Source organism: Rhodococcus sp. BP-349, from assembly GCF_019835845.1.
GTDB lineage: Bacteria > Actinomycetota > Actinomycetes > Mycobacteriales > Mycobacteriaceae > Rhodococcoides.
Map to the genome: position 1 here is coordinate 813,608 of NZ_JABUDR010000001.1, position 16,669 is coordinate 830,276.

A 16,669-nucleotide genomic window follows, 5' to 3' on the forward strand; every position below is an offset into this window, starting at 1 on the left:
ATCAGTGCCCTCAGAGGCAGTCGCGCCGCGTGCTGGGAAACCATCGCCGCGAACAGCGCGCGCACTGCTTCTCGACCCGGTGTTCGGTGGCTTCTTCGTGGGCAAGATCGTCGCGACCTGCGGTGTCTGGGTGCACAACCTGGTGGCCGCCGTCGTCGTGTATCAGATCACCGGCTCGGCCCTCGTAGTCGGACTGGTGACGGCCGTACAGTTCGGCCCTCAGCTGGTGCTGTCGCCGTGGGCGGGCGCACTGGCAGACAGGGGCAGCCCCGCCCGGCAGATCATCATCGGGCGACTCGTGCAGGCGTGCGGTTCGGCCGCGCTGGCACTGGTCATCTGGCTGCAGGGCGGGGTGTCGTCGATGTCCAGCGCCGCACCCGTCGTGATCTGCTCGGCGATCGCCGGTGTCGGCACCGTCCTCGGTAGTCCTGCCCTGCAGTCGATGGTGCCGCTGATGGTCCGGGACGACGAGATCGGTACTGCGGTCACGCTCAACACCTTTCCCATGACGGCGGCCCGGGCGGTCGGCCCGGCTCTCGGAGCCGTCGCGCTCACCAGCCTGGGTGCGGCCTGGGCACTGGCCGGTGCAGCGGCAGCCGGTCTCGGGTTCGCCGCCTTCGTCGCGGCGGCTCGGCTCGGCCGGCTGACGCCCACCAAGCAGCGCGGCACGGACTACTCGGTGCGGGCTGCAGTGCGTGCCGTGCGCGCGGACGGACCCATGGTGGCTGCGCTGATCGGTGTGGCGGCCGTCGGCGTCGCCGCCGACCCCCCGTTGACGCTCGGGCCGGTGACGGCATCCGCACGAGGCCTGGGGCCGGAGGGCGCCGGGTGGATCGTGTCGGCCTTCGGGATCGGTGCAGCTCTGGCCTTCACGCTCGTGGGCCGGGCCCAGCGACGATGGGGCGAGCCGCTCGTCGCCTCGGCCGGCCTGGCGCTCATGGGCGTAGTCACGGCGCTGTCGGCGATCGATGCCCCACTGGTCGTGACCCTGGCTCTGTTCTTGCTCTCCGGAATCGGCATGAGTGCCGCGATCGCGAGCCTCACCAGCATCGTCCAACAGCGGTGTCCCGCCGAGCTGCGCGGACGCGTCATGGCCTTGTGGCTGATGTCGTTCCTCGGTCTGCGCCCACTCGCCGCAGCGCTCAACGGCTTCCTGGCGGACGCCGTGTCACTCGAGGCGGCCTATCTGGTCAGCGGCGCTCTCGTCCTGGCAGTACTCGCGCTGTGTCGGCCGCGCCGGCTCGGCGCGACAGACCACCCCGGCCGGCGCCGCATCCTGGCGTCGGGCACAAGCATCAACCGCAAGAGAACAGAGGGGATCGCATGACAGATCGCATGAAGGACAAGGTCGTCTTCATCACCGGAGCGGCGCGGGGTCAAGGCCGAGCTCACGCCGTCGAGCTGGCATCGGAGGGTGCAGACATCATCGCAGTCGACGTGTGCGCGGCGCCGGCCGTGATGGACTACGACGCCGCGACGCCGGAGGATCTCCAGGAGACGGTGGCCGCGGTCGAGGCGCTGGGTCGCAGGATCGTTCACCGCGTCGTGGATGTGCGTGACCTGGCCGGACTGGAGAGTGTCGTCCGCGACGGGGTCGAGAAGCTGGGCCGGATCGATGCGGTCGTCGCGAATGCGGGTTTCGTCACCTGGGGTCGCTTCTGGGAGATCGATCCGCAGACCTGGGACGACGTCGTCGCGGTCAACCTGACGGGGGTCTTCAACACGATGCGAGCAGCGGTCCCCGCCATGATCGAAGGCGGCCGCGGTGGTTCGATCATCATCACCAGCTCGGTTGCAGGGCTGAAATCCTTGCCTGCGCAGGCTCCCTACAGCGCAGCAAAATCTGGTGTCGTCGGCCTGGCCAAGACGGCCGCGATCGAGCTTGCCGAGTACGGGATCCGCGTCAACACGATCCACCCGTGGGGCGTCACGACGAAGATGGGAGTCATCGGTTCGGACGGCCAGGCCGTCTTCGGGTCGCACCCTGACTACGAACCCCTGCTGCAGCAGATATTGAAGGAACCGCGGCAGTCGTCGCCCGAGGACATCGCGAACCTGGTCGTTTTTCTGGCCTCCGACGAATCACGCACCATCACGGCTGCCCAGATCCCGATCGATCACGGCGCGACCAAGGTCTGAACCGACCCCGTCCGCCGTCCATCCCGTTCATCCCACGACAGAACAAGAGTTCCCATGGACGAGTACGCATCCATAAGCCAGTTCATCTCACGCGCGGTCTACGGCATCGATCACCAACGCGCTGACATCGTGTCGGAGGCCTGGGCCGAGGACGGACGCTTCACGTTCACCCTGGACGGTGCCGAGCTGCGCCGGGCCGAAGGCCGCGACACGATCGTCGAGAGGCTCAACGCAGGGTGGGCGAAGCCGGTCGGCACTTCCCGTCACATCGTTACCAACCTGTGGGTGGAGGAGATCGATGACGTCTCGGCGGTCGCGGTCTACTACCTCACCTTGGCGTCGGGGCGTGCGCAGCCGCCGGCCCTTCGTGCCACCGGCTGCTATCGGGACCGGCTGGTGAGGCACGGCGAGACCTGGCAGTGGCAGGAGCGCACGCTGGAGCTCGACGCCCCGTTGTGAGTTGTGACGATGCTTCCTCGCTGATCCGTGCCAGTATTTTCGGAGGGTTTGTCTCAGGGAACGGTGAAACCTCATGGCAGCAGGATCGAAGCGGTGCTCGGCGGAGTTCGAGAAGGATGCCGTCGATGTGGTGGCGCGGAGCTGTACACGGAGTTGACGGCGATGCGCAAGACGGCAGATGCGCTCGGTGGGGGTGCCGCTGAGACCGTTCGCCAGTGGTTTCGGTAGGTGCCCATCGACGGGCCGGGCGGCATTGTCGAGATACCGACCCCGAGGTCATCAGGAAGTTTGCGTCAGGGTGACCCAGAGTTCGAACGGGCCAACGGGATCCTGAAGTCGGCGTCAACTTTTTCGCGGCCGGCATCGACCGGCACCACCGATATGTGGATTTCATCGGCACTCACCAGGGAAACCGGGTGGGTGCCGATGGTCTTGTCCGGGGTATCGACTCGATGTACAGGATGCTTTCCGAGCACTACATGCGCATCGCCCCGTCCACGTCGTACGACCATGTCGCATGGGTGTCGTGCGCTCGAATGCATTCCGATGTCCGATGCACTGGTCATCGATGTCACGTGCATGCTCCGGGCACGGCAACCGCTCGCACGGGTGCTCGGTTCGCGGAATGCCTGGATTATGCTGCGCCGCAGATGTATTGATGTAGCTCGATGTATCGTCGAGCGCCTGATGCGGAAATGGGATGGCACGGTGAACTCGAAAGAATGTGGCTCCGCACCACGTTGCCGGCGCGACCCACGCACGGGCGGGGGATCTTTGAAGCGCCGGTCCACCGCGGTTGCACCGAACCGACTGTGAGTTGTCCCCACCCCCACTTATCGCCGCGACATGTGGGGGTGGGCGTTCACGGCGTTCGTCGTCGCTGTGTTCGACCGGCCTCACTGTGGTGGATCGGATCCTTCAAATTGATTGGTGCATAACGTTTTCGGGAATCGATAGCGTTAGTGATGGCTGTATCGACGAGTCCCGTGGTCATCTGCGATGCGACTTCCCATCCGACGATAATCCACGCCCAATCGCTCTATACGGCAATCGCGTTCGGGCAACGTTCGGCGCAGGGGCACATCGCAGCGTCGATTGGAACGGTGGGCGACAGTCCCTCCAGAATCATCTGGACGGATCACGCGTCGCTTCGCGGTCATCGACGCGCACGAGCTTGCTTCGCACCGCGCAATGCCCTTTCGAGCACGTTGAGATGCTCGCTTACGCGATTTACAACCTTGGCAAAAAAGGTGATCGTGATCACGTCGGTTGTTCGCATCGAGTTTTCGCCTGTGGTGACAACTGGACACCGCAACCCCGAATCCTCGAGGAGGAGATCATGACCACCTCGCTCACCGACGTAAAGTCCGGTGTGACAAACAACGTCGGCTTGTGGTGCTTGGAGCCCTGGGCGGGGCCGAGTTCCTTGCAGCTGCGGGGGCTGGGTGGATCCTCTGGAAGCTGGCGAAGTCTTCGGCTGGCGGTCACGATCCGATGAGCATGCATCACGACACGGTGGCGACGGACCAAGGCATGGCTCGTGGTCCCGAGATCAGCCTTGGACTCTTGTCGTCGACGGTCCTCGTGTCCGTGCTGGTGCGGCGTTGGTCGGACCGACCGCTCTCCGGCCCCCCTAGGTCATGTGACGTCCGGTGGCCTCAGCGCGCCATGGCCGACCAGGAGCCGGGGTGCTGATGATGACTGTGGACTTCCTCTTCTTGGTGCCGCTTCACTTCGCGACTGCTTTCAGTCGCTCCGAGTTCGACAAAGAAAGGGGGTGACGAGATGGCGTGCTGCATCTTCATCGGGACCTTGATCCGAATGGCGTTCTCGAGGCTCGCCGGCAACCGCAAGGTGTCAGTGAGCGAGCTCGCAATCCAGAACGAACGCAAGCGTCGCGCGCACACGAGCGCGACTCGAAGCTGAATCTCTTTACTCTTCCGAACCACAGAATCTCGATGTAGGAGCATGCCATGAAGAACAAGCGCAACAAGCAGAGGGGCGGCGCGAGTCGTGCAGTCGTTGCCGGACTTGCCATCGTGCCGCTGGCGGCCAGGCTGATCGACCGTCCTAAGGCTATCGGCGAGGAGAGCGTGCCGCCCTTCGATGGGGGTACCCACCGAGACGTCGTTCATTCCACCAGCATCACCATCCCGCCCCGCGATTTCCGCAGTGGGCCGCTGACTCGCAAGCGCCAGGCCCGCGCATTTGCCATTCTCGGTGCGATGGAGGCCGTAGGGCTCGTGCTGGCGGCGGCCGGAAAGTCGCCGAGGATGCGCGCTGCCGGACTTGGACTCATGGTTCCCGGCGGTGGTGACTTGTTGAACAAGGAGCCTGTTCGCGGAGCGGCCGCTGCAGGCAGCTCGGCACTTGGACTCGTGCTGTGGATCGGCTCGGGCAATCACCTGGTGACCCCGCTGGCTTGGCTGGGGTCTGCCGCACTCTCTGCCCGTCGCGCTGAAGGGCGCGGACAGGCTGGTTTCGTTCGCTGTGCCGTTCCTCTCGCGGTGGGCGGAGCGGTTGCTGGAATGGCGATCCGTCTGAAGAAGGATTTCGAGAAGCAGAAGGCCACGGCGCTGGAGACCAATCAGTACTTGGAGGACTTCGAGCCGCCGCTGCGGGGGGACGACCGTCCAGAACCCTTCGTGGGCCAAGAACTTTCCAAGGACGAGTTGCTCTTCGCTCGACACTTGCTCGGGATCGCATTGCAGGACGCCGACAACTGGGACAACTACGACATCATGGAGCAGTTCCAGCCGACGGCCATCAGGTATCAGCTCAACTGGCTCGGCTGGGCACTGTCGGCGCTGCAGTACTCGCGGATGCCAGCCTTTCACGGCTACCTCAGTGAAGCGCAACGTCGCCTGATCGAGAAATTTCAGCAGCGCAAGGTCTGGAGCTATTGGTGGCTGGAGAATCTCTGGGGCAATCTCGAGTCCAATCCCGACCCGGTGCGCAAGCAGAACGTCATGTTGTCCGGGTTCTTCGGACTGCAGCTCAGCACCTACCAGTCAGCCACGGGTGACATGCGCTACGCCGAGCCCGGTTCGGTCAAGTTCCACTGGGATCGCAAGAGGACTTATGAGTACAGTCTGCCGTCCATCTGCGACGCGATGGCGCGCGATATCGACGCCTCCGAGTGGGGCATGATCGTCTGTGAGCCGAACTGGCTCTACCCGTACTGCAACAGCGTGGGTGCCAATGCGTTCAAGATCCAAGACCGAATGACGGGCAGCGACTACTGGCCCTCACTGCAGGGCAGGTTCACCCGCACTGCTGATGAGGAGCTGCACCGTCCGGACGGACTCGTGATGCACTTCAAGTCGACTCGGACCGGCTACGGGAATGGGGCCCTACCCACGACAAGTGTCGAGTTTCGTCCGCTCATCCCCGACCTGGCCGACCGCGGCTGGGCTTTGTTGAAGGCAGGGGTCTGGCTGACCGACGACGACGGCAAAGTGAGCGGCACGGTTTTCCGGGACATGCCGAAAGGACTCGACTACGGCAACGCCGGAGCCAGCAAGGTAGGCATGTACGGCTCAGTGATGCATGCTGCGCGCGAGGCCGGTGACGAGGAGCGCGCTTCGGTGGCCTGGAACGAGCTGCTCGAAGTCGCCAACCCCGTGCGGACGCGTGAAAGCCTCGAATTCACTGGAGCCTCCGTCATGTCGAAGGCCAACGTCGCTATGGGAGCATTCGGGCGCAAGGGTGGGTGGCTGGATCTCATAGATCGTGGTCTCCCCGAGACGTGGGCGACGGGCCCCATCCTGAAAGATGTCCCGTTCGCTGACGCGATGGTGGCCCGGGCCGAGACTGACGGCCAAGCGCTGGATCTCGTCCTGCATCCGGTCGACGACGAGGCCCACACCCGGCTGACTCTTGCTCGCCTCACGCCCGGGATTTCCTACGAAGTCACGGGTGACGTGACGGCATCTGTCGTCGCCGACGAGAACGGCGAAGCCGTTATGCCCGTCCATCTCGCGGGCCGCACCGCGATCAATGTACGCCCGACCGATACAAAGACGAACGCGCGATGAGCTCGCGACTTCGAAGGAGCACTTTCATGAGCAAGAACATGCGATCGATGGCGTTTGCGTCGGCTGCTCGGCAAGCTGCCACCAAGAGTGGCCACACGGCTGAGAACTGGATCAGCATCGAGAACTGGTACCGCCTTCTGCACCTCATCAGCCTTCGGCCCGGAACGCCATTCCAGCGGGCCGTCGAGCGCTATTGGTACTCGAGGCGCTGACCCCGATACAAGGACCGGCGGCCAGTCCGTCAAAAGGGGGCGACGTCATCGACATCGCCCCCCTTTTTTGGACTTCAGCGCCTTGAGGCCGTTCACGTACCGCGGTATTCGGGGTCCCGCTTTTCGCGCAGCGAAGACATGCCCTCCTTGAAATCAGCGGTACGCAGCGAGATCTCCAGCGCCGTGGCCTCGCGGTCGAGAGCCTGTTCGAGGGTCATCTCGTGACTGCGGTTGAGCATCTGCTTGGCCAGTCCGACGGACACGGTCGCAGCGCGGGCGAACTCCTGCACCACTTCTTCGACTCTCTCCTCGACAGCGTCGTCCGCCACGATGTCGTTGACCAGTCCCCAACGCTCGGCTCGTTCGGCCGGGAGTGGGCGCGAGAGCAGCACCATCTCTTTGGCCCGTTGCGTGCCGACCAGGCGGGGCAACAGGTAGGACGTGCCGCTGTCGGGGGTGAAGCCACGCCCCACGAAGGGTGCCCACAGCTTGGCCGTCTCCGACGCCACCACGTAGTCCGATGACAGCGCGAGCATGTTGCCGATGCCCGCGGCCCACCCGCGCACTCCCGTCACGACGGGGAGGGGCACCTCGATCAACGTCTTCACCAGACGGTTGGCGCCGAGGTTCGTGCGCCGGCGCAGGTGCCCGGTTCGTGGCCGCTCCTGGTTGGTGGTATTGGCCTCCACGAGGTTCATTCCCGTGCAGAAGTGTCGCCCCTCGGCGGTCAACGCGATGACCCTGACGGTGTTGGACCGGGTCGCCTCGTCGAGCGCCGCCACGAAGGCGTCGATGCCGGCCTGACTCAGCGCGTTGCCGGAGGCGGGATGGTTGAGGTGCACACGCAGGACGACGCCGTCTCGCGTGATGTCGACCCCTGTTTCACTGGTCACGGTGGTTCCTTCGTGCTGTTGACTGGATGATGGGCATAGTCATCTGAGGGGTCGAAAGAATTCGCGAACCTCGTCGACGTAGAGGTCGGGTGTCTCGAGGGCGGGGAAGTGTCCCCCGGTCGGCGCTTCCGTCCACCGCGCGACGTTGAATGCCTGCTCGACGCGTGAACGGGGAGGTGCACCGAACCTGTCCGCGGCGGCCGTGCCGCGCTGCCGCCCCGTCACACGCTGGTGCGAACCCGTCTCGAGCAAGAATCCGGACGGCACCTCGACGCGCTCGCCGGCCGTAAGACCCTGCGGCTTAACGGCGGCTTCGTAGTAGAGGCGGTTGGCGCTGCCGATGGTGCGGGTGTGCCAGTAGATCGACAGTGTCGTCAGGATGTCGTCCCACGGCACCATCGAACTGCCGTCTGTGTGGCGATCCGACCATGTGGACCACTTCTCGACGATCCAGGCCGCCATTCCGGCAGGTGAGTCGGTGAGCGCCGTGGCCAACGTCTGCGGCTTGGACGACTGGATGGCCACGTACCCGTGCTCCACCGCTCGCCACGCGCGAAAGCGTGCGGCGTACTCCTTCTCTTCGGCGCTCGGCGAGACTCCGGGCTCTCGGGGGGCGCCGAGGCTGACCATTCCCATGTGCACCCCGATCAGGCGGTCGGGATGATCCAGTCCCAGGAAGGAGGTCACGAAGGACCCCCAGTCGCAGCCCTGGGCTCCGAATCGGTCGTAGCCGAAAGCGGCCATGACCTCGACCCACAGTGCGGCGATGTCGCGCGGGGTCGTCCCGGGCTTCGAAGGAGCCGGCGAGTACCCGTAGCCCGGCAGGGACGGCGTGACGACGTCGAACGCATCGGCAGGGTCGCCGCCATGGGCTTCCGGGTCTGTCAGCGGGCCGATGACCCTGTGCCACTCGTGGAACGTGCTCGGCCACCCATGGGTGATCACCAGGGGCAGAGGGGCCGGTCCCGTGCCCCGGTGCCTCACGGCGTGGATCTGATTTCCACCGACCGTCACGAGATGGTGATCGTCCCGGTTCAGCTCTGTCTCCCTCGCCGACCAGTCGAAGTTCATCCAACGATCTACCAGCTCACGCTGGGCGCTGATCGGCATGCCCGCCGCCCAGCCCGAGTCCGCGACGTCGTCGGGCCAGCGGGTGCCCTCCAGCCGTCGGCGCAGATCGTCGACCGCGGAGACAGGGGTGGTGAGGGTGAGGTCTCGGACAGAGCGCTGCAGGATCAAGAAAACCTCCCGGAGGCGGGCTGCGGACGTGTGAGGCGGGCTGATAAAGTATACCGTATTGCTGAACCTACATCGTTCGCTGCGTGAATCGCGGCATTACTCGGATATGATGCGGAGCATTATGAGTACTCAACGAGAGTTCGTGGCCTCAAGCTCCGAGGAGGTCGAGTCAGATGGTTCGAACGACTCCCGCCCTGGATCGGAAATCGATGAGCGGATGCCGGAGGCCGCTGTCGCCAAGACCGGTGGCTCGACGAAGCTGGCCGATCGTGTGGCTACCAGGATCGAGGCCGAGGTCATGGCCAAGAAGTGGCCCGTCGGCGCGAACCTCGGGTCGGAATCCGACCTCATCGCGCAGCACGGGGTGAGCCGGGCTGTGCTTCGCGAGGGTATCCGCATTGTCGAGAGCCACAACGTCGCTCGGATGCGTCGTGGGCCCAGCGGCGGTCTGATCGTCACTGAGCCGAACATCGAGTCGGTGTTGGCATCGGCTGCGCTGTACCTCGACTTCGCCTCGGTCCGACAGCAGGATCTGTTCGCAGTGCGGACGGCGCTGGAATTCACGTGCCTGCGTCAGCTCAGCGAGAATCTCGACGAGGCAAAGATCGCTCGTCTGAGAGAGGCCATCGCCGACGAGGGACGCGTCATGAAGACGGAAGGCGTCGGCGCTCACAACAGTGATCTGCACGTTCTGCTCGCCGAGCTCTCAGGCAATTCCGCGCTGCGGTTGTTCGTCGACGTGTTGGTCAGGCTCACCCAGCAGCGAGCCAAGCAGAACATTCCCAACGATCCGGAGACCGCAGGCGTCCTGCACCACACGCACAGCCGGATCGTCGAGGCGCTCATCGACGGCGACCTGGCGGTGGCGCAACACCGCCTGGCCAAGCACCTCGAAGCGATGTCTGCTTACTACCGCTGACTTTCACTGGGTCAGGCGTCCGCCAGCAGGGGCGCAAGACTCTGTGCCAGTGTTTGCACATGCTGCATGGCCAGCTGCTCGGGGAGGGCCCCGGGCGATGCCCACGGAAATATTCGCACGACAGGGCACCCTGCGAGCCGTTCGAGAATCTGGGCCGCAGCATCCTCCGGAGTGGCCACCAGAATGTTGCCCAGTCCAGGCGTCAGCCCCCGAGCGCGGGCCCTCTCGCCGTCGAAAGGTCGCACCGGAACGCCGGTCTCCTGGGCAGACATACGGCGATAAGAGTCCCACTGGTGATGGTGGTGCTTTCGCACGATCGCCCAGTCACGTTCGGGGTCGTCGCTGACGAATAGGTTCATGGGACCTGCCATGCGTGCTTCCTCTTCGGTGTGCCCGCCCTCGCGCAGCCCAGCTCGGTAGATGGGCAACAGACCAGGATCGAGCGACAGCAGGCCCTCGTTGAGCAGACCGGCGCGACGCGCTCCTTTGGGGCCCCTGTAGCCCAGCCAGATCGGCAGCCTCTCCTGAGCTGTCGGCGGCGTGACCACACCCTCGGCCCAGATGGCGCGCAGCTCGGTGACCCGCGCAGTGGTGTCGGTGAAACGCTGGTCGATGTCGACGCCGTAGAGGTCGAACTCCGGGGCTCGATAGCCCGCGCCGAGGCCGAGCTCGAGACGGCCACTGCTCAGCTGATCGACGACCGCCGCCTCTTCTGCCAGATGAGCAGCGACCCGCAGCGGGGCGAGCATGATCGCCGTCCCGATGCGGATCGACGACGTCCGGGCCGCGACCGCGGCGGCGAACGTCAACGGCTGGGGGAGGTGGCCGTCGTCGAACAGGTGGTGCTCGGAGAGCCAGACCGATTCCAGGCCGAGACGCTCCGCCTCCTGGCTCAGCTCGAGATTGAACCCGTAGACGCGGTCCCACGGTGCTCGCCAACCCGCGGGATTGCGTACATCTATATGTATGCCGACCTTCATCCCAGGCCCCGTCTTTCCTGGACGCGGGTGCGTCTCTCTCCTAAAGAGGGTACTGTATAGACGAAAGTGGCGATCAGGCGTCGTCAGATGACTCGAAGGGCAGCCGGTGACAAACGCGTGGCGTGACCGATTGGCCGTACCTGCCGTGTGCGCGCCGATGTTTCTCGTGTCCGGTCCGGACCTGGTGCGGGAGGCGTGCAAGGCAGGGCTCATGGGAGTGCTGCCTCGCCAGAATGCTCGTTCGTTGGAGGGATTCGACCAGTGGCTCGGCGACATCCGCGCAGGACTTGCAGCCGATGAGGCTGCGCGTCCGGGCGTGGTTCACGGACCGCTGGCAGTGAACCTGACCGGACGGGTGTCTCCGGACGACATCCCCGCCAATCTCGAGATCTGTGCCCGTCACGGCGTCGAGATCGTCGTCTCTGCGGCCGGTGATCCGACCGAGTTGACCAAGCGCGTCCACGAGTGGGGCGGGCAGGTGTTCCACGACGTCACGACCTGGCGGCACGCCGAGAAGGCGATCGCCGCCGGCGTCGACGGGCTGGTGTGCATTGGTTCCGGGGGTGGTGGGCACGCCGGCACGGTCAGCCACCTGATCTTGGTTCCGCGCCTACGCGCGATCTTCGACGGCACCATCGTCATGGCCGGCGCAGTGGCGCATGGAGCTGCGATCCGTGCCGCAGAGGTGCTCGGGGCCGACCTTTCCTACGTGGGCACGCGCTTCATCGCGTCCGAGGAGTCGTTGGCGCCGCCGGAGTACAAGCGCATGCTGGTCGAGGCCACGTCCGACGATCTCGTCTTCACCCCGTTCGGTGGTGGTGGTCCGGCCCGATGGCTGCGCCCGTCGGCCGCCGCTCTGGGGTTGGACCTGGACGGAGAACTCGCGGCGCGTACCAGAGACGGGGTACGTCCCTGGAAAGACGTCTGGTCTGCAGGCCAGGGCGTCGATCTGATCGAGGACGTCGCCCCAGTCGCGGTCCTCGTCGACCGACTACGCGTCGAGTACGACGCCGCGAGCGCAGTGCCGGTTCGCACCGCCACTGCCGTGGCTCCGGGCTGACCTACCGGGATCACCATGTACCGGCGGCGCGGACGCCGCCGGCCCGTTCAATCGAGGAAGGCCGCATCATGACAGACGTCACCACCGAGTTCGAGAAGGCCACCGAGGCGGTATTCACCGACGGCGACGTGGAGCGCGCCCGGCTCCTTCTGGGGGTCGACACGCCGATCAAGAACCAGGAGCACGTCACGACGGCGTCCTACGACAGCATTCGCAACTTCGCGTGGGGCGTGGGAGACAGCAACCCGCTCTACACCGACGAGCACTACGGGGAGACGACGCGCTGGGGCTCGCAGGTGGCGCCGAACATCATGTCCCAGATCATGGGGGCGCCGATGCTGGGCGATCCCATGCCGGACGAGATCAAGCGCGCTGCGAAGGGCCTGTTCACCGGTATCCATGTCTTCGTGTCGGGCGGGAGCAACGAGTGGTTCCGGCCGATCCTGCCCGGCGACCGAATCGTGGGCTATGCGGGCGAGGAATCGATCGAGGTCAAGAACTCGGAATTCTCCGGAACGTCGGTGATCCAGGTTCGGCGCAGCGTTCGCCTCAACCAGCGTGGCGAGATCGTCGCGATCCAGCGAGTCGTTCGGGTCCTCAGCGAACGAAAGAAGGCTCGGGAGCGCGGCAAGAACTCGACGATCGAGCCCGCGTCGTACACCGACGAGGACATGCGGCGCATCGAGGAGATCTACGCCCAGGAAGGTCCGCGCGGTGCCGATCCGCGGTACTGGGAGGACGTTTCCGTGGGCGACGATCTGCCACCGATGGTCAAAGGACCTCTGACGACCACCGAGATCATCGCCTTCCATGCGGGTGGCTACGGCTTCGCGCCCTACGGCCTGAAGTCGAGTCGCCTGGCGTACGAGAACCGGCAGCGGATCCCGGCTTTCTTCGTCAAGAACGACCAAGGTGTCCCGGACGTCGCTCAGCGTCTGCACTGGGACTCGGAGTGGGCCAAGGCGATCGGCAATCCGCGCGCCTACGACTACGGAGTTATGAGACAGACATGGCTGCACCACTACCTGACCGACTGGGCCGGCGATGATGCTTTCGTGCTCCGGCAGGAGGACTCGATGCGCAAGTTCAACTATCAGGGCGACACCCAGTTCATCTCGGGTGCGATCACCCAGAAACGTCAGACCCCCGAAGGTGGTGTGGTCGACATCGAGATGCAGATGACGAACCAGCGTGGCGAGAAGACCACCTTCGGCACCGCCACGGTTGCTCTACCGAGTCGCATCGGTGGTGCGTTGGTGCTTCCGCAGCCCGAGATCAGCGAACAGCGCAAGGCGGCCGAGATGTACGCGCGGCACCTGGAGCTCGTTGCCGAACGCCGGAGATGAGACCGCCCCGGTGAGTGGACATCACCACCGAATCGAGCAGCTCGTCATCGCCCACTCGGCGGCGACCCGCTGAGCGCCCCCACACGCGACAAAGGACCGACATGGACATCAACGGTGCAGTAGCAGTGATCACTGGCGGCGCATCCGGACTGGGAAACGCCACCGCCATCGCTCTGGCGCAGCGCGGGGCACGCGTGGTGCTCCTCGACCTCCCCAGCTCCGACGGCGCCGACGCGGCGCTGCGCATCGGCGACGCGGCTCGTTTCGTGCCGACCGACGTCACCTCCGGCGACGACGTCGCCCAAGCTCTCGAGGTGGCTGGTTCGCTGGGGCCGGTTCGGGTGGTCGTCAACTGCGCCGGCGTCGCGACCCCCGGCAAAGTGCTGGGGCGAAGCGGGCCGCTGCCGCTCGAAGACTTCGAACGTGTGGTGCGCATCAACCTCGTCGGAACGTTCAATCTCATTCGCCTCGGCGCACAGAAGATGCTCGAAGCCGACCCCATCGGCGAGGAGCGCGGCGTCATCGTCGACACCGCCTCCGTCGCAGCATTCGACGGACAGATCGGGCAGCCCGCGTACGCCGCGTCCAAGGGCGCCGTCGCCGCGCTGACGCTTCCGGTTGCTCGCGAGCTCGCACGCCACCAGATCCGGGTCATGACCATCGCGCCGGGAATCTTCGAAACTCCGATGATGGCAACACTTCCCGAAGAAGCACAGAAGTCGCTCGGGCAGCAGGTGCCACACCCGTCGCGGCTCGGCAAAGCCGCCGAGTATGCGGCCCTGGTCTCGCACATCATCGACAACCCCATGCTGAACGGCGAAACCATCCGGCTCGACGGCGCTATCCGGATGGGACCGAAGTAGATGACGACAAAGGTTCGACTCGATGTCACCGACGGGCCGACGGGCAGTATCCTCGCCATCGAGCTGATCGACCCGGACGGTGGCAACACCATCGACTTCGACTTCGTCGACGAGTTGGCGGAAGCCGTTCGAGCCATCGGTCCGTCGACCTCCTGCATCACGATCACCGCTCGGGGGAAGAACTTCTGCCTCGGGGGAGATCTGGCGGGGTTCGCCTCGGCGGCTTCCCCCGACGACTACGTCGGGACTCTGGCGGTTCGGCTCCACGAATGCCTCGAGGCCCTGGCGTCGTCCGGTGTACCCATCGTCGTCGGGGTGCAGGGGTGGTCCGCGGGTGCCGGAATGAGCCTTGCATTGTTCGGCGACATCTTGATCGCCGAAAGATCGGCACAGTTCCGCACGGCATACGGGGCAGTAGGCCTGACCCCTGACGGCGGCATGTCGTGGTCCCTCCCTCGCGCAGTAGGTCGATCGGTTGCCCTGGATCTGTTCCTGACTCGACGCACGCTGGGCGCTGGCGAGGCTCATACGCTCGGTGCAGTGAGCCGAGTCGTCGACGACGGCACCAGCGCAGATGCGGTGGCGGAGTTGGCGGCGACGATCGCAGCGAGTTCCGCATCTGCCGTTCGCGCCACCCGAGCACTCGTCCACGAAGGTCTGACCTCATCGTTCGTGGACCACCTCGACGCGGAGGCGCGCGCAATTCGTGCGGCAGCAGGCGGACTCGACGGACGGGAAGGCGTGGCCGCATTCGTGGAACGTCGACCGGCACAGTTCTCCACGACCGGCGTGTCAACGGACCGAAAGTGACGACCATGACGACGAACAGCTTTGCAGGGAGAACGGCAGTGATGTCGGGCGGCAGTCGCGGAATCGGACTCGCGATCGCACTCGAAGTCGGTAGACGCGGCGGAAACGTGGTGTTGCTCGCCAAGACCGACACTCCCGACCCGAGGCTTCCCGGCACTGTTCACACCGCGGTCGACGAGATCGTCGCAGTCGGCGGACACGCCGTCGCGGTTGTCGGCGATGTTCGCAACGACGAGGACATCCAGCGTGCCGCGGCTACTGCAGCGGAGACATTCGGCGGCATCGACATCGTCGTGAACAACGCCAGCGTTCTGAACTTGTCGAGGACGACCGAGCTACCGTTGAAGCGGTTCGATCTCATGCAGCAGGTGAACGTCAGAGGCACGTTCGCTCTGACGCAGGCATGTCTGCCTCATCTGGTCGAGTCGGAGAATCCACATGTCCTGACGCTGTCGCCGCCCCTCAACATGTCGAAAGAATGGCTCGGTAAGCACCCGGGGTACATGTTGGCGAAATACGGCATGACCCTGGCGGCGTTGGGTATTGCGGCCGAGTACGCCGACGAGCAGATCTCCTGCAATTGCCTGTGGCCCGAAAGCACCATCGCCACCGCAGCTGTCGAGAACCTGCTCGGAGGAAAGGAAGGCGTCGCGCACTCGCGCTCACCGCAGATCATGGCCGACGCTGCCGTCGCCGTTCTCGGACGCAAGAAGGGCGAACTGACGGGACAGACGCTGATCGACGTGGACGTTCTCACAGAGGCGGGGGTCTCGGACCTCAGCATCTACGGCGGGATCGAGCCCATTTCCCTCGACATCTTCGTCGATCCTCGCTGATCGATGCGTCGGGCCCGTCGTGTCGGTTCACGACGGGCTCGCAGTGGTCTCTTTCGTCCTCGTCAGTCCCAATTGCTGTCGAATTCCGACACCATTCCGACATTCACCACACTGACCGTGCATCCGTCCGGCCCGGCAAGCCACGCGTGTTCGGTCGCTGGAATCACGAGCGAATCGCCCTGCTCCATCACAATTCCCCGTCCGGAGCTGAGAATCAACGTCACACTCCCCGCGACCACGACGTTGAAATCGAGAGAACTCGTGCGGTGCATGGGGCTTCGATACCCGGGACCGTAGCTGACCTGTCTCAACACGACCTGACCAGGATTCACGTTCGGCGTGAACGGTTCGTCGCCCGAAACAGGATCATTCGTACCGTGGACCGTACCTCCGGCCGAATCTCTCCAGAGCTCTGCCACGAAGCCGGAAGACGGTCCGAGATCTGGAACACCGACAACGCGTTCGCGCGTATGTCGTCCATCCGTCGTCGTGAAATGAAATGCGCGAGGGGGCATTCCGTCACTCACGACGTACGACTTGCCCTCGGTGTCGGACGCCGTCACGATTCTCCGCATTGCGCTGCCTCTTGTCTGTAGTCATCACTTCTACTTCTGGCGAACCTGCCATGGCTGCGGACGCGCATGTCAACGCTCGATCCGGCACCCGCGACATCGGTGGGAGTCACTCTGAACAGGATACTCATTCTGTGGAACTAGGTGATGTGGCGGTTGCAGGGAACCCCGTGACGACAGTTGACTCCGACGGCGGGCTCTGCCAAGCTTTGATCGATTAAGCATACTTAATTGCCAAGTTGACTGTTGCTTGTGAGCGCCGTCCGGGGTGCACGTCTCGCCGACCCCCCGTGCGACCCGGAGA

Annotated in this window: 15 protein-coding genes; 11 read left to right on the plus strand and 4 right to left on the minus strand. The window is 64.8% G+C overall.

Annotation, left to right across the window (positions count from 1 at the left end):
- Nucleotides 1-4: 4 nt before the first annotated feature.
- The 5 genes from HQ325_RS03845 (at nucleotide 5) to HQ325_RS03865 (ending at nucleotide 6,847) form a co-directional block, all read left to right on the plus strand.
- Nucleotides 5-1,327 carry an MFS transporter gene (locus HQ325_RS03845; RefSeq protein WP_222626783.1) on the plus strand — a complete coding sequence of 441 codons (1,323 nt, stop codon included), beginning with the start codon at nucleotides 5-7 and terminating at the stop codon, nucleotides 1,325-1,327.
- Nucleotides 1,324-2,139: a mycofactocin-coupled SDR family oxidoreductase gene (locus HQ325_RS03850; RefSeq protein ID WP_222626784.1), complete on the plus strand. Its 816-nt coding sequence runs from the start codon at nucleotides 1,324-1,326 to the stop codon at nucleotides 2,137-2,139. The genes HQ325_RS03845 and HQ325_RS03850 overlap by 4 nt, the downstream gene beginning before the upstream one ends.
- 54 nt (nucleotides 2,140-2,193) lie before the next feature.
- A complete protein-coding gene (locus HQ325_RS03855; RefSeq protein WP_222626785.1) occupies nucleotides 2,194-2,598 on the plus strand; it encodes a nuclear transport factor 2 family protein in 405 nt (134 codons plus the stop codon).
- A gap of 1,973 nt (nucleotides 2,599-4,571) precedes the next feature.
- Nucleotides 4,572-6,635 (plus strand): hypothetical protein, encoded by a 2,064-nt coding sequence (locus HQ325_RS03860; RefSeq protein WP_222626786.1) that lies wholly within the window; start codon nucleotides 4,572-4,574, stop codon nucleotides 6,633-6,635.
- Between the two features lie 26 nt (nucleotides 6,636-6,661).
- A complete protein-coding gene (locus tag HQ325_RS03865; RefSeq protein WP_094695201.1) occupies nucleotides 6,662-6,847 on the plus strand; it encodes a hypothetical protein in 186 nt (61 codons plus the stop codon).
- A gap of 92 nt (nucleotides 6,848-6,939) precedes the next feature.
- On the opposite strand, the gene HQ325_RS03870 is transcribed toward HQ325_RS03865, so the two are convergent.
- The gene (locus HQ325_RS03870; protein ID WP_094695199.1) at nucleotides 6,940-7,740 is read right to left on the minus strand and encodes an enoyl-CoA hydratase/isomerase family protein; all 801 of its coding nucleotides are present in this window, start codon (nucleotides 7,738-7,740) and stop codon (nucleotides 6,940-6,942) included.
- A 39-nt stretch (nucleotides 7,741-7,779) separates the two neighbouring features.
- Nucleotides 7,780-8,979, minus strand: a complete 1,200-nt coding sequence (locus tag HQ325_RS03875; RefSeq protein ID WP_222626787.1) for an epoxide hydrolase family protein — start codon at nucleotides 8,977-8,979, stop codon at nucleotides 7,780-7,782.
- A 217-nt stretch (nucleotides 8,980-9,196) separates the two neighbouring features.
- Here HQ325_RS03875 and HQ325_RS03880 point away from each other — a divergent pair, with 217 nt between their 5' ends.
- The gene (locus tag HQ325_RS03880) at nucleotides 9,197-9,898 is read left to right on the plus strand and encodes a FadR/GntR family transcriptional regulator (protein WP_222626788.1); all 702 of its coding nucleotides are present in this window, start codon (nucleotides 9,197-9,199) and stop codon (nucleotides 9,896-9,898) included.
- Between the two features lie 11 nt (nucleotides 9,899-9,909).
- On the opposite strand, the gene HQ325_RS03885 is transcribed toward HQ325_RS03880, so the two are convergent.
- Nucleotides 9,910-10,878, minus strand: a complete 969-nt coding sequence (locus HQ325_RS03885; RefSeq protein WP_222626789.1) for an LLM class flavin-dependent oxidoreductase — start codon at nucleotides 10,876-10,878, stop codon at nucleotides 9,910-9,912.
- 157 nt (nucleotides 10,879-11,035) lie between these two features.
- Here HQ325_RS03885 and HQ325_RS03890 point away from each other — a divergent pair, with 157 nt between their 5' ends.
- From HQ325_RS03890 to HQ325_RS03910, 5 genes are all read left to right on the plus strand, one after another.
- Nucleotides 11,036-11,938: a nitronate monooxygenase family protein gene (locus tag HQ325_RS03890; protein ID WP_222628851.1), complete on the plus strand. Its 903-nt coding sequence runs from the start codon at nucleotides 11,036-11,038 to the stop codon at nucleotides 11,936-11,938.
- Between the two features lie 68 nt (nucleotides 11,939-12,006).
- Nucleotides 12,007-13,284, plus strand: a complete 1,278-nt coding sequence (locus tag HQ325_RS03895; RefSeq protein WP_222626790.1) for a MaoC family dehydratase N-terminal domain-containing protein — start codon at nucleotides 12,007-12,009, stop codon at nucleotides 13,282-13,284.
- A gap of 101 nt (nucleotides 13,285-13,385) precedes the next feature.
- Nucleotides 13,386-14,147 (plus strand): SDR family NAD(P)-dependent oxidoreductase, encoded by a 762-nt coding sequence (locus HQ325_RS03900; RefSeq protein ID WP_222626791.1) that lies wholly within the window; start codon nucleotides 13,386-13,388, stop codon nucleotides 14,145-14,147.
- Nucleotides 14,148-14,957 (plus strand): enoyl-CoA hydratase/isomerase family protein, encoded by an 810-nt coding sequence (locus tag HQ325_RS03905; protein ID WP_222626792.1) that lies wholly within the window; start codon nucleotides 14,148-14,150, stop codon nucleotides 14,955-14,957.
- A gap of 5 nt (nucleotides 14,958-14,962) precedes the next feature.
- The gene (locus HQ325_RS03910) at nucleotides 14,963-15,793 is read left to right on the plus strand and encodes an NAD(P)-dependent oxidoreductase (RefSeq protein WP_222626793.1); all 831 of its coding nucleotides are present in this window, start codon (nucleotides 14,963-14,965) and stop codon (nucleotides 15,791-15,793) included.
- 62 nt (nucleotides 15,794-15,855) lie between these two features.
- Here the strand turns inward: HQ325_RS03910 and HQ325_RS03915 are convergent, their stop codons facing one another.
- Nucleotides 15,856-16,356: a hypothetical protein gene (locus HQ325_RS03915; protein ID WP_222626794.1), complete on the minus strand. Its 501-nt coding sequence runs from the start codon at nucleotides 16,354-16,356 to the stop codon at nucleotides 15,856-15,858.
- Nucleotides 16,357-16,669: the final 313 nt, after the last annotated feature.

Coding starts and splice junctions, on each gene's coding strand:
- HQ325_RS03895 (WP_222626790.1), top strand. CDS start 12,007: ATGACAGACGTCACCACCGAGTTCGAGAAGGCCACCGAGGCGGTATTC.
- HQ325_RS03900 (WP_222626791.1), top strand. CDS start 13,386: ATGGACATCAACGGTGCAGTAGCAGTGATCACTGGCGGCGCATCCGGA.
- HQ325_RS03850 (WP_222626784.1), top strand. CDS start 1,324: ATGACAGATCGCATGAAGGACAAGGTCGTCTTCATCACCGGAGCGGCG.
- HQ325_RS03855 (WP_222626785.1), top strand. CDS start 2,194: ATGGACGAGTACGCATCCATAAGCCAGTTCATCTCACGCGCGGTCTAC.
- HQ325_RS03910 (WP_222626793.1), top strand. CDS start 14,963: ATGACGACGAACAGCTTTGCAGGGAGAACGGCAGTGATGTCGGGCGGC.
- HQ325_RS03880 (WP_222626788.1), top strand. CDS start 9,197: ATGCCGGAGGCCGCTGTCGCCAAGACCGGTGGCTCGACGAAGCTGGCC.
- HQ325_RS03860 (WP_222626786.1), top strand. CDS start 4,572: ATGAAGAACAAGCGCAACAAGCAGAGGGGCGGCGCGAGTCGTGCAGTC.
- HQ325_RS03885 (WP_222626789.1), bottom strand. CDS start 10,878: ATGAAGGTCGGCATACATATAGATGTACGCAATCCCGCGGGTTGGCGA.
- HQ325_RS03865 (WP_094695201.1), top strand. CDS start 6,662: ATGAGCAAGAACATGCGATCGATGGCGTTTGCGTCGGCTGCTCGGCAA.
- HQ325_RS03890 (WP_222628851.1), top strand. CDS start 11,036: ATGTTTCTCGTGTCCGGTCCGGACCTGGTGCGGGAGGCGTGCAAGGCA.
- HQ325_RS03905 (WP_222626792.1), top strand. CDS start 14,148: ATGACGACAAAGGTTCGACTCGATGTCACCGACGGGCCGACGGGCAGT.